Genomic DNA, 13,072 nt, shown 5'->3' with positions numbered 1-13,072 from the left:
AGTGCAGCTTAACGCATCCATACATCGAAAATTAAAAATCTATACAAACACTCAAGTTCAGTTGTGGCCGCAGCCACTTTATCCGATAACGGTATCCTTATAAGCAAATTGCGTGCCAGTTTTATTTTTCTTTTATTTTCAATAGGTTAATATTTTTCATGCTTTGGGGTGCGTCAGATGTGTAAAGAATATCGACACCATATTTGTCAAAATTTCATAAATCAGGCCGAAATACACATATATATTCTTTTATATCAATGGCTTAGAGCTTTTCCTGATATAGGAGCACATTTCAGGTACTGTAAAAAAACCTGACAGTTGCCAAATCTTCGATACTTTAACAGCCCCTTGATTTACGCTGCTAACCCTTTTTGATTCCAGTATGAATCCCGTTCTGGTCGATACTTCCATAGCCAGCTTCTTCAGCAATGATCCTGATATCCCCCTTTTTGTTTTTTTTGATTTCCGGCAGGACAGTGACGATTTTCGATTTGGCGGTTTCTTCGAAAAGTTCGCGGACAGAACCGTAGCCGGAAATCTTATTCAGGTTCATCAGTGTGGGAAACATGAGTGTACCGTCGGCGCGATCGATAATTTCCTGCGGCGACGCCCAGGTTACCTCCAGTATTTCCTGACCGTCTGCCGAAGCGGTCTGCCCCTCCGGGGCCTCGCAGATAAAAAAGCGGGTGTCGTAACGTTTCGGTTGCACAACCGGGGTGATCCAGTGGGCAAAAGGAACAATGGCGTCCAGGTCCGGCTGGATACCGGTCTCCCGGAGAAAATCGAGAAGGCACATGCCTTCATAATGCACGAGGTTCCGGTAGTCGCGGTCGATGCTTTGCCGCAGTTCCTCGTCCAGCGGCTTCCCGTCCTTTTTGCCGATGATCAATCCGGTTTCCTCGAATACTTCCCTTATGGCAGTAAAGCGAAGCCCCTGAAATTGTTCCGGCAGGCCCTCGTCCCGCGATGCCGCCATTTCCAGTTCCGCCTTTTCATCCCGCGGATCCACCTTCCCGCCCGGAAAAACCAGCGCCCCTCCGGCAAATTGAATTTCGCCGTGCCGCTGCCCCATCAGCACTTCCAGGCCCGCATATCCATCCCGCACCAAAATAACAGTGGCAGAATCAATGGGCTCCGCTGTTTCGGATGGTTTCGAAGTCATATCTCGCGCGCCTCCACTATTCCTTTCATGGTGACAATGGCATTGCGAACAGCAGGAGAAATAACGTAGCCCTCCCCAAGCTCCACATCGATATCAAACTTTTCACCATCATCCACCCTGATCTTGAAGGTCACGGTGCCCCGGCCACCCTTGTATTGTTCAAGAATATCCCTTACCGCTGTCAGGGAAGTTTCATTTTCCACAAAAATTTCCATCCCTTTGGCCGTGCGGGCGGCAACCTGGTCAATGGCCTCAATTCCCTGGGCCGTAAGCCGAACCGCTCCATCGTCTGTCTTGCGCACTTCTGCCGTGACAATCACGGAATTGCCGGCCGTAAGGATTTCCCGCTTTGCATTCAGCACCTCCGAGAACAGGGTTACTTCATATGCACCAAAGGCATCCGACAAGCCAAGAAAGGCGTACTTATTGCCCCGTTGAGAGCGCTTTTCCTTGAGCCCCTGAATGGTTCCGGCAAGTTTGACAATCCCGCCCTTACCAGTCGCACGCTGTTCGATCTCCACCGAGGGCACCACCTTCTGCCGTGCCAACACCTTGTCATAGGCATCGAGCGGATGGGCAGACAGATAGAAGCCGATGGCTTCGCGCTCATAGTTCAGCCGGTCTATCAGCGCCCAGTCATTCACATCCGGCAGGGCAAGCTTCGGTTCCTCAACCACATCCCCGAACAAACTGACCTGGTCGCTGTTTCTTTCCTGGGTTGCCGCACTGGCCTGCTTCAACAACATCTCCACTGACTGAAACACCTGAGCCCGGTTCGGGTTGATGCTGTCAAAGGCCCCTGCCCGCGCCATATTTTCCAGGGCCCGCTTGTTGATATGATGAGTATCGATGCGGGCACAGAAGTCCTCGAGGCTTTTGAAGGGACCATTTTTCTCCCGCTCTTCCACCAGCGATTTCATCGCCGAAGAGCCCACATTCTTGAGGCCGGCCAGGGCATAGCGCACACCCCTGAGAACACCATCGCCCAAGGCACCGCCGATATTCTCCTCGTCCTTTTCGCCTTCGATCACCTCAACCGAGAATTCCACCTGGGACCTGTTCACGTCCGGCGGCAGGATCGGAATGTGCAGGCTCTTCAGTTCCTCCTTGAAAATCTGCAGCTTGTCGGTGTTATTCAGATCCAGCGACATAATCGCCGCCATGAACTCCACCGGGAAATTGGCTTTCAGATAGGCCGTATGATAGGCCACCAGCGCATAGGCGGCGGCATGGGATTTATTGAAGCCGTAGCCCGCGAATTTCGCCACCAGGTCAAAAATATGTGCCGCCTGCTTGGGGTCCACACCTTTCCTGTCAGCCCCTTCCTGGAAGCGGGCCCGCTGTTTGTCCATTTCGGCGGCAATCTTTTTGCCCATGGCCCGCCGCAGAAGGTCGGCCTCGCCGAGCGAATAATCGGCCAGAATCTGGGCGATCTGCATCACCTGTTCCTGGTAAATAATCACCCCGTAGGTTTCTTTCAGCACGTCTTCCAGAAGGGGATGTAGATAATCCGGCTTCTCTTCACCGTGCTTGCAGGCGATGTATTTGGGAATATTATCCATGGGACCCGGCCGGTACAGCGCCACCACAGCGATAATATCCTCAAACAGGTCAGGTTTCATCTGCAACAGCACGTTCTGCATGCCGCTACTTTCCAGCTGGAACACGCCGACTGTCTTGCCCCGCCCCATCAGATCAAAGGATGGTTTATCATCCAGCGGCACTCTGGACAGATCGATATCGATGCCGCGGGGCTTGATATTCTCCACGGCCTTGGCCAGAACGGTCAGGGTCTTGAGCCCGAGAAAGTCAAATTTGACCAGCCCCGCCTGCTCGACAAACTTCATGTTGAACTGGGTCACGGGCATGTCTGACTTGGGATCGCGATAAAGCGGGACCAGTTCCTGCAGTGGCCGGTCGCCGATCACAACACCGGCCGCATGGGTCGAGGCATGACGGAACAGTCCTTCGAGCTGCAGGGCCATATCGATCAGCCGGGCTGTGGTCGGGTCGTTGTCCCGTTCTGCCTGCAGCCGCTCCTCCGACTCCAGCGCTTCGGACAGGGTGACAGGATTGGCGGGATTGCTGGGGATCATTTTGGACAGCCGGTCCACCTGACCGTAAGGCATTTGCAGCACCCGGCCCACATCACGCACTACGGCGCGGGCCTGCAGCTTACCGAAAGTGATGATCTGGGCGACCTGGTCATGACCGTATTTATCCTGCACATATCTGATCACCTGGTCGCGTTTGTCCTGGCAGAAATCGATATCGAAGTCGGGCATGGACACACGTTCCGGATTGAGAAAACGTTCGAACAGCAGGCTGAAGCGCAGCGGATCGAGATCGGTGATCAGCAGCGCCCATGCTACAACCGAACCGGCGCCCGATCCACGTCCCGGCCCCACCGGGATATTATGGTCCTTTGACCACTGGATAAAGTCTGACACGATCAGGAAATATCCGGGAAAATCCATGCGGATGATAATATCCAGCTCATATTTCAGGCGATCATAATAAGGCTTTGCTTTTTCTTCCCGCTCCTCCGGGGTTTCTTCCCCGGTAAAGACATGGGCCTCCAGACGGTCCTCAAGCCCCTTTGTGGCAAACTGACGGAGGGTGTCTGCCTCGGACGTATTCTCATCGGCAGTAAATTTCGGAAGAATCGGATCAATTGTCGGCACCCGGAAAGCACATCGCCGGGCAATGACCACCGTATTGGCCGCGGCCTCGGGCAGGTCCTCGAAAAGTGTCGCCATTTCCTCGGACGATTTAAAATAATGCTCGGGCGTGAGCTTGCGCCGGTCGTCCTGCTCCACATAGGCGCCGTCTGCAATACACAACAGAGCATCATGGGCGGCATACATGTCGCGAACGGGAAAATGAACGTCATTTGTCGCCACCAGTGGCACATCATGTGCATAGGCCAGGTCCACCAGACGGTCCTCGCACTGGTCTTCCTCGCTCATTCCATGGCGCATCAGCTCCATATAGAAGCGGTCGGGGAAAAGCTCTTGCAGCTTCAGAGTGACCTCTTCGGCTTTTTCGTCATCGCCGTCCAGAAGATATTTACCGACCGGCCCCTTGTGCCCGCCGCTCAGGCAGATCACCCCTGCCGTCTTGCCGGCAAGACGACTCAGCCCGATCTGGGGCGGCTCGTGAACAGCGGAATCCAGATGGGCCTGACTGACCAGTTCCATAAGATTGCGGTATCCCTCTTCGGTCTGAGCCAGGAGCACCACTGATCCCGGATCCGGGCGACGCACAGTCCCCTGAAGCTCCTCGGGCCCATGGGTAATGGACAGACAACAGCCGACAATGGGCTGGACCCCGTTATCAGGCAATGCCAGGGAGGCCTCCAGCATACCAAACATATTATTGGTATCGGTGATCGCCACAGCAGGCATGTTATATTTACTGCAGAGTTTCGGCAACGCCTTGACGTGTATGGCCCCTTCTGACAGGGAATAGGCAGAATGAAGTCTGAGATGAATAAAGCTGTGCTGGTTCATTCCTGCCCGATAGATAAGGAGTTACTGAAAATATCCAATGATGCCGGCCATGAGCACGGCCTCACAAAGATACTGGCCGGCATATATCATGTAAAGCCTGAATGACCGTCCTTCGAAAGCAAACTGAAGGGAAAGATTAGCGGCGCTCACACCAATGCCGATAACAAGCCCCAGAATAAGGCATCCCAGCAGCGGCAGGCCTGCGATGTCTATAATAACGGCCATTGCCAGTGCAGCGATGATGCTGACAATAGCCGCCACGATCAAAGCGAAACGCGGATTATCCAGATCGGTTTCTCTCAGCCGCAACTCGTTCATCCAGGTCCTGCCAAACAGGAGCGATGAATACCATAGCCCCCCTAGAGCAAACTTGGCAACGGCGGCGGCAAGCACCGCCAACATGCTGATGTTTTCAAACCCCATACCAGCCCCGTCAGCTATCGTGAAGTGTTCCGTCCTTCAGGATAACACAACGGCCGGTTTTTTTGGCAAATTCATTGTTGTGAGTGGCAAGAAGGGCCGCCGTTCCCTCCTCCCGGGCCAGATCAAGCAGGATTCTCAATACTTCCGTACCGGTTGCTTCATCCAGATTTCCGGTCGGCTCGTCAGCCAGCAGTAGCCTCGGCCGGTTGGCCAGGGCCCGGGCAATGGCGACACGCTGCTGTTCCCCGCCGGAAAGCTGCGATGGCCGGTGGGTCAATCTTTCAGACAGTCCCATTTTACCAAGAAGCTCCTCTGCTCTCTCCCGGGATTTTTTACGCCCGACACCGGCGATCATTTGCGGCATGACCACATTCTCTAGGGCCGTGAATTCCGGCAGCAGATGATGAAACTGATAAACAAAGCCGATGTCGTTCCGGCGAATTCGGGTGCGGCGGATATCGGACAGTCCGTTGCAGGATACCCCGTCAATAATCACATCACCCTTGTCCGCTTTTTCCAGCAGGCCGGTAATATGCAGCAAGGTTGATTTCCCTGCCCCGGACGCCCCGACAAGGGAAACGGTTTCACTTGCACGGACTTCCAGATTGACGCCTTTCAGGATATGCAGGTCTTCCCCGCCCTGAAAGAAATGACGATGTATATCCTTGAGCTGAAGAATGGAATTACTCATAGCGCAGCGCCTCCACCGGATCGGTCTTGGCAGCTCGCCAGGCCGGATAAAGCGTCGCCAGGAAAGTAAGTGTCAGGGACACAACCGTCACCGCAATCACTTCAGACGGCTCGATAATGGCAGGAATTTCCGAAATAAACCTGATTTCCGCATTCCAGACCTCGGCCCCGGTGGTTGCCTCGATAAAATCGGAAATGCCCTGAAGATTTTTGGCCACAAAAATTCCGGCAACAACCCCCAGAAATGTTCCCAGTACACCGATGATCGAGCCGGCAATAAAGAACACCTTGAGAATAGACGACCGCGCCGCGCCCATGGTCCTGAGTATGGCAATATCCTTGTTCTTGCTGCGCACCAGCATGATCATGGTGGAAATGACATTAAACACCGCCACCAGAATGATCAGGGACAGGATGATGAACATCACATTGCGTTCAATCTGCAATGCATTAAAGAAACTGCGGTTCAGAACCCGCCAGTCAATCAGCCGCCCTAAATGTCCAGTCGCCTTGAGGCGCTGATCGATATAGGGATAGGTTTCCGAAATCATGTCAGGATGGCTGAGGGTGACTTCCAGATATTGGGCCGTATCGCCATATTTAAAATACTTCTGCGCCTGATCAAGCGGCATGAAAAAATAGCTGGAATCATAATTATATTCACCAACTTCAAAAATCGCCTTGATCTCGTAGCTGGAAAGCCGCGGCACCGTTCCAAAAGGCGTCACCCGCCCTTTGGGTGTAATAAGGGTAACCAGACTTCCGATTTTCAGGCCATAATTTTCCGCAAGCCGAATACCAACAGCAAGATCATGCTCGCCGGTCCCGAAATCATCGAGACTCCCGTCAACGATGTTATTCGCCACCAGCGGGCGCTCCCTCAGGTCTTCGGGGCGAATGCCCCGGACCAATGCGCCGGTGGCATGGTCACCGAAGGAGGCCATAACCTGCCCTTCGATGATCGGGTCCACATGCACCACATTCTCTACTGATGAGAGCAGTTTGACAGACTCATCGTAATCCGCCAGCTTGCCGCTGACCGGCTGGAAAAGAAGATGCCCCTTGAAACCGATGACCTTGCCCAATAGTTCCTCGCGGAAACCTCCCATTACCGACATGGTGATAATGAGGGCGGCAACGCCAAGAAATATGCCTAGCAGGGAAAAAACGGCAATGACGGATATGAATCCCTCATGCCCCTTTAGCCTGAGATATCTGAAGGCCAACGCCCACTCAAAGGACTGAAACATTTTTTCCCCTTATGCCGTCAGCTGGTTCAGAAGCTCTTCTTCGCTCAGCTCTTCCCGTTCACCGGTTCTGCGGTTTTTCAACTCGACCACGCCTTTTTCAAGTCCCTTGGGCCCGATCACCGCCTGCCACGGCAGGCCAATCAGGTCCATATTGGCGAATTTGACCCCGCCCCCAACTTCGCGATCATCATACAGCACCTCGACACCGACGTTCTGCAGCTTCTGATACAGTGCTTCGCTGGCGGCTGTACAGGCCTCGTCCTTGCCGCGCAGGTTGATCAGGCCGACTTTATATGGCGCCACGGCCTCGGGCCAGATAATACCGTTCTCGTCGTGGTTAGCCTCGATCAGGGCGCCCACCAGGCGGGACACGCCAATACCGTAAGAGCCCATCTCCACATTGACCAGTTTTCCGTCCGGGCCGGTAACCTGGGCGTTCATGGCTTCTGAATATTTATCCCCGAAATAGAAAATATGCCCAACTTCAATACCCTTGGCGGTGCGCAGGTCCTCCGCGGCAACCGGGCAGTTTGCCGGATCATGCTTTTCTTCTTCCATGGCATATATACCCTGCAGGCTGGAAATGGTCTCTGCATCGATATCACCAGTCAGCTTTTGCAGTTCGAAACTTTCGATCGCCTTGTCGTAATAAAGCGTACTTTCCCCGGTTTCCGCCAGAATCTGGAACTCATGGCTGAGATCACCGCCGATGGCGCCGGTATCCGCCTTCACCGGAATAGCCACAAGACCAAGCCGGGCAAACGTCCGCAGATAGGCCACATACATCTTGTTATAAGACACCCGCGCGGATTCCTCGTCCAGATCAAAGCTGTAGGTATCCTTCATGAGAAATTCACGGCCGCGCATGACACCGAACCGGGGACGGATTTCATCCCGGAACTTCCACTGGATGTGATACAGCAGCTTCGGCACGTCCTTGTAGCTCTTCAGGTTGTTACGGAACAGATCCGTGATCATTTCCTCGTTGGTCGGACCATAGAGCATTTCCCGGTCATGGCGGTCGGTGATACGCAGCATTTCCTTGCCGTAAGCATCATAGCGCCCGCTCTCCTGCCACAGTTCCGCTGACTGTATGGTCGGCATCAGCAATTCCTGGGCTCCTGCCCTGTTCTGTTCTTCCCTTACGACCTGTTCGATATTGCGCAGTACTTTCAGCCCAAGCGGCAACCAGATATAGATGCCGGCACTGGTCTGCCGGATCATACCTGACCGCAGCATCAGGCGATGGGACACCACCTGTGCTTCACTTGGGTTTTCTTTCAGCGTGGGAAGAAAATATGTGGAAAGGCGCATATCACTACCTTGTAATCGTTGAACCTGTTTTTTGACTTCATACCAGTTCTTAACAGGCTTTCAAACTAGTGCAATTATCTTTTCTGTTCGGCGGCAGCTTTTTCCGACTTTATTTTCCCGCAGATATAAACAATTTCACTGTTTTGCGCCGGTGAAAGCGGTTTGCCGTTAAGCCATGCTGTGCCGTCCCGCACCTCGACAAACCCCAAAATCAAATCCTGGCTAAGCCCCGGATATTCGTCCGCCGTATTGCTGCCGGACAGTTCCGAAAGGTCCTGAACTAGATAAAAGGAAATATCGGACGTTCCGATATCAAGCGTGGGACCCGGAACGTCCGCCGGTACGACTTTCTTGCCGCGTACATCCTCGCCCGCTTTATAGGCTACATCCGGGTCAGATATATGGGGGACAAGCTGTCGGCAAATATTGTGATCCACGACCACAATCTGGTTATCTGCATATGCAATATTAACCATAAACAGGCTGGAAAGCAGCGTGGCGAAAACAACACATTTCATATAATCACCTCTCTATCTCCCTATATTTTATACCATTTCTGCAGATTAGCCACATGTTGCTTTTTTGCAACAAAATCAGAAAAACTTTCCGATTATTAAAGTTTTATGATGACACGAACTGGAGACTGAACTAACGTCTTTTCAAACGGGAGGCCCAAGTTTGGGGAGGAAAAAAACCTACACCAAATAATAAAAATACGGGCATATAAAAAAGAAGAATAAAACGTATAAAAAAAAACAACGCAAGGCCTTAAAGGCCTTGCATTTTTTTTGCCTTAAACCGGGTGTTCTAGCCCAGTGAAATCAGTTCAAATTCCATAACCGCCCAGAAACAGGCCCAGACCACAATGGTGATGGCCGTGGTAATCAGCATCTTTTTACCGATATTCGGCTTGACCGGCGCCGCCATTTCGACGCCATCTTCCCCGTCCTCGCCAGCTTCATGATGGCTCTGAACGCCAAACGGCAGCACCATAAACAGGATCAGCCACCAGGCAACGGCAAAAACTACAATATGACCGGCAATATTCATGCGCTTGTCCTAGACCTCTTCAAGTTCCACCAGGGTACCACAAAAATCCTTGGGATGTAGAAACAGCACCGGCTTACCGTGTGCGCCGATTTTTGGATTACCATCACCAATAATGCGCAACCCGTCCTGCTTCAGTTTTTCTGCTGCCGCCTGGATATCTTCCACCTCATAGCAGACATGGTGCATACCACCGGCCGGGTTTTTGGCCAGAAAACCGGCGATCGGGGAATTGTCCCCCAGCGGGTGCAGGAGCTCGATCTTGGTATTTGGCAACTCGATAAATACGGTAGTCACCCCGTGATCGGGCTGGTCAACCGCCTCGGAGACCTTTGCGCCAAGGGAGTTCCTATACAATTCCGCCGCAGCTTCCATATCCGGTACGGCAATAGCCACATGGTTCAGTTTTCCAATCATTCTTTTCCTCCAGCTTACCCGTTCGGGCGTAGTATATTAACAATGGTGACAGGCCCGGTCTCCCGGTTGCCAAAAGCCTTGCTCGACCGCCGGGCCACGATGCGAATTTCCTCCTTCAGGGCGTTGTCATCCCTGAGAATACGGTTCGGCAGCCGGTCATAACGGTCCAGGATATGTTGTTTTATATAGGGTATGACACCGCCTTCGTCATCGTCCACAATGCCCAGAAGCGTAATTTCCGGGGAACAGGCAAGATCAAAGTCCGGTTTCAGGACCAGGGTCACAACAAGCCCGCCGTTATACATGATGCGACGACGGGTGACGATGGCTTCATCCTCGGCAGATACCAGAAACTGTCCGTCAAGAGCCAGATAGCCGTGTTCCTCTTCCCTGATCAGTTCCGGCCCGTCCGGCGCCAGCCTGATCCTGTGGCCGTTCCGGGGCACAATGCCCTTCCTGATCCCGTGTTCCCTGCCCAGCTCCGCCTGACGGGTCATATGGCGTAACTCACCGTGCACCGGCACAAGAATTTCCGGCCTGATCCAGCGGTACATCTGACACAGTTCCTTTTGCCCCGGATGACCGGAGACATGCACAAAGGCATCCTTTTCCGTGATGACCTCCGCTCCCTTGTCCACAAGATGGTTGTGCAGGCGGCCGAGGGGCAGTTCATTGCCCGGAATAATCTTGGAGGAAAAGACCACCGTATCGCCCCTGGAAATGGAAATGTTGCGGTTGTTATCCTGGGCAATACGCATCATGGCGGCGCGGGCTTCGCCCTGGCATCCGGTACAGACGAATAATACTTTGTCCGGCGGCAGGTGTCCTGCCTCCTCTTCATCCACCACCGGTGGGAAATCCTTCAGGTAGCCTGCCGCACGGGCCGCAGACACGTTGCGTTTCAGCGAAGCCCCTACCATACACAGGTGCCGGCCGCTGGATTGTGCGACCCTGGCCAGGGTTTCCACCCGGACCACATTGCTGGCAAAGGTGGTACAGAAGACCTTGCCTTTTTTATCCGAAAGAAGCTGGATCATATTATCCCGCACCGTCTTTTCCGAGCCGGTGGATTGCACGTTGAACACATTGGTTGAATCACAGATCAGGGCAAGCACACCCTCATCGCCAATGTTGCCCATCTCAGTTGCATCCACGGCATCACCGATCAGGGGGTCGGGATCAAGTTTCCAGTCACCGGTATGGAACAGGTTGCCCAGCGGGGTTTTGATCTTAAGCGCATTGGGTTCCAGTATGGAGTGGGTCAGGCTCACATAGTCCACCTCGAACGGACCGAGCTCAAAGCTGCCGCCCAGCGGTATTTCCCTGATCTCCACCTGGTCCAGAAGGCCCTTTTCCTCCAGCTTGCTGCGCAGCAGAATGGCCGTAAAGGGGGTGACATAAACCGGACAGCGGAGATAAGGCCAGAGGTGAGCCACGGCCCCCACATGATCCTCATGGGCATGTGTGATGATCATGCCCAGAAGCTGATCCTTCCGGTCCTCAATAAAGCCAATATCCGGCATCAGAAGATCAATGCCCGGGTAATAGATATCGGCGAAAGAAATCCCGCAATCCACCATGATCCACTGCTGGCGATCATTCGGGCCATAACCGAACAGATTGAGGTTCATGCCGATTTCGCCGGACCCGCCAAGGGGCAGGAAATGGAGTTCGTCCCTGTCCTCAGTCATCCCGGTTCCGGTCATAAATCTCGAACAGGCCACGAGTGGTCAGCTCCTGGTTGACGATCTCTATAATATCTGTCGAATCATTAAACAGCGGCGCCAACCCGCCGGTGGCCAAAACCTTCATAGGTTTACCATATTCCTTGCGAATTCTTTCGACGATCCCCTCGATCAAACCGATATAGCCCCAGAAAATACCCGACTGCATGGCGGAAACCGTTCCGGTTCCAATCACCTTGGCAGGTTTTTCCACGGCCACGCGGGGCAGCTTGGCGGCCGCCATGTGCAGGGCCTCCATAGACAGGTTCACTCCCGGCGAAATGACCCCGCCGTGGTAATTCCCCTGATCATCAATGACATCGAAGGTGGTGGCGGTGCCGAAATCGATAATGATCATGGGACCACCATAGAGCTTGTGCGCCGCGACCGCATTGACCAGACGGTCTGCACCCACTTCGCGGGGATTATCCAGTTTCACCTCGATCCCCAGATCAACATTCTCTTCACCGACAACCATGGCATCGCAGTTGAAATAACGCCGACACAAAAGCTGCAGCGGGAACAGGGCCTGAGGCACAACGGTGGCGATTATGGCCCCGGTGACGATCGAGGTCTCCAGATTTTCCAGCTTCATCAACTGGGTCAGCCAGACCATGTATTCGTCAGCCGTGCGGCTTGAGGAGCTGGAAATACGCCACTTATGCAGAAGTTCTTCACCGTCATGCAGAGCAAAAACAATATTGGTATTTCCGGCATCTATCGCTAACAGCATCTCAGATCCCTCGAATGTTGGCGCCGGTTATTGGCCCGGTGCAAAGAATACATCACCCGCGGCAATCACCCGGATGCCGCTTTCTGTTTCAACTTTTAACCCGCCGGTAACATCCAGGTCAATAAATCTTCCGTTTATTTCCTCATCCGGCAGGCGCACGATAATCTCTTCCCCCTGCCCTTTTGCATGATCCATCCAGCACTGACGGATATGGCCAAACCCTTTATTGCGCCATTCCGACATCCAATGGTCCTGCGACGCGGCAAGGCTTTGCAAAACCCCCAACGGCGCCAGGTCCTGGCATCCCAGTTCTGTCAGGCTTGCAGCGGGGTAAAGGGTTTCAGGCGGGCTGCTGGCCAGGTTAATGCCGATTCCGATGATAACATACTCTGGCTGCTCTGCACCTTGTCCCGCTGTTTCCAGCAAAATGCCGCTCACTTTCCGTCCGTCCGCCAACACGTCATTGGGCCATTTACAGGCAACCCGCCGGTCGGCTTGCAACAGATCAGCAATCACGTCCCGCACGGCAAGCGAAGTCACAAAGGAAAGCTGCGAAGCGGTTTTCAGATCGCAATCCGCTTTCCACAGCAGTGAACAAAACAGGTTGCCGGCTTCGGATACCCATTCGCGGCCCCGGCGCCCGCGCCCGGCAGACTGACGCGCAGCCTGTATCCAGACATGCCGCTGCGGTCTGGCCGCAGCCAGCCTTTTGGCTTCCTCGTTGGTACTGTCCAGAACGTCAAAAGCCTGAAGGTCGTAACCCTCAGGCAATTGAATATTGTCGGATATGGTCATAAATC

The 13,072-nt window shown here is 53.5% G+C and carries 12 protein-coding genes; all 12 read right to left on the bottom strand.

The genetic code is table 11. The features are described from left to right. Positions 1–361 precede the first annotated feature (361 nt). Positions 362–1,162 (bottom strand): NUDIX hydrolase, encoded by an 801-nt coding sequence (locus tag ACN0YD_RS06590; RefSeq protein WP_417318016.1) that lies wholly within the window; start codon positions 1,160–1,162, stop codon positions 362–364. Next, complete coding sequence (dnaE, locus tag ACN0YD_RS06585) at positions 1,159–4,674, bottom strand: DNA polymerase III subunit alpha (protein ID WP_417318014.1); 3,516 nt, start codon at positions 4,672–4,674, stop codon at positions 1,159–1,161. Before dnaE ends, ACN0YD_RS06590 begins: the two co-directional genes overlap by 4 nt. Positions 4,675–4,695: 21 nt before the next feature. Continuing rightward, entirely contained in the window at positions 4,696–5,097 is a 402-nt protein-coding gene (locus tag ACN0YD_RS06580) for a DUF1761 domain-containing protein (RefSeq protein ID WP_417318012.1), read from the bottom strand. Between the two features lie 10 nt (positions 5,098–5,107). Continuing rightward, complete coding sequence (locus ACN0YD_RS06575; RefSeq protein ID WP_417318010.1) at positions 5,108–5,788, bottom strand: ABC transporter ATP-binding protein; 681 nt, start codon at positions 5,786–5,788, stop codon at positions 5,108–5,110. Beyond that, the gene (locus ACN0YD_RS06570) at positions 5,781–7,037 is read right to left on the bottom strand and encodes a lipoprotein-releasing ABC transporter permease subunit (RefSeq protein WP_417318008.1); all 1,257 of its coding nucleotides are present in this window, start codon (positions 7,035–7,037) and stop codon (positions 5,781–5,783) included. The genes ACN0YD_RS06575 and ACN0YD_RS06570 overlap by 8 nt, the downstream gene beginning before the upstream one ends. 9 nt (positions 7,038–7,046) lie before the next feature. Beyond that, positions 7,047–8,351, bottom strand: a complete 1,305-nt coding sequence (proS, locus tag ACN0YD_RS06565) for a proline--tRNA ligase (RefSeq protein ID WP_417318007.1) — start codon at positions 8,349–8,351, stop codon at positions 7,047–7,049. A 74-nt stretch (positions 8,352–8,425) separates the two neighbouring features. Beyond that, on the bottom strand, positions 8,426–8,869 hold the full coding sequence (locus ACN0YD_RS06560) for a hypothetical protein (RefSeq protein WP_417318005.1): 444 nt from the start codon (positions 8,867–8,869) through the stop codon (positions 8,426–8,428). A 289-nt stretch (positions 8,870–9,158) separates the two neighbouring features. Next, positions 9,159–9,401, bottom strand: coding sequence for a DUF1467 family protein (locus tag ACN0YD_RS06555; protein ID WP_417318003.1), 243 nt, complete (start codon positions 9,399–9,401; stop codon positions 9,159–9,161). A gap of 9 nt (positions 9,402–9,410) precedes the next feature. Continuing rightward, positions 9,411–9,815 (bottom strand): methylmalonyl-CoA epimerase, encoded by a 405-nt coding sequence (mce, locus tag ACN0YD_RS06550; RefSeq protein ID WP_417318001.1) that lies wholly within the window; start codon positions 9,813–9,815, stop codon positions 9,411–9,413. 14 nt (positions 9,816–9,829) lie between these two features. After that, the gene (locus ACN0YD_RS06545; protein WP_417317999.1) at positions 9,830–11,506 is read right to left on the bottom strand and encodes a ribonuclease J; all 1,677 of its coding nucleotides are present in this window, start codon (positions 11,504–11,506) and stop codon (positions 9,830–9,832) included. Then, positions 11,499–12,272 carry a type III pantothenate kinase gene (locus tag ACN0YD_RS06540; protein WP_417317997.1) on the bottom strand — a complete coding sequence of 258 codons (774 nt, stop codon included), beginning with the start codon at positions 12,270–12,272 and terminating at the stop codon, positions 11,499–11,501. The genes ACN0YD_RS06545 and ACN0YD_RS06540 overlap by 8 nt, the downstream gene beginning before the upstream one ends. Before the next feature lie 27 nt (positions 12,273–12,299). Next, complete coding sequence (locus tag ACN0YD_RS06535) at positions 12,300–13,067, bottom strand: biotin--[acetyl-CoA-carboxylase] ligase (protein WP_417317995.1); 768 nt, start codon at positions 13,065–13,067, stop codon at positions 12,300–12,302. Between the last annotated feature and the right edge of the window lie 5 nt (positions 13,068–13,072).

Origin of the sequence: Emcibacter sp. (assembly GCF_048269205.1) — a bacterium.
In the GTDB taxonomy this organism is placed as follows: domain Bacteria; phylum Pseudomonadota; class Alphaproteobacteria; order Sphingomonadales; family Emcibacteraceae; genus Emcibacter.
Note: the sequence above shows the minus strand (reverse complement) of the source record. Positions and strands in the feature narration are given on the sequence as shown.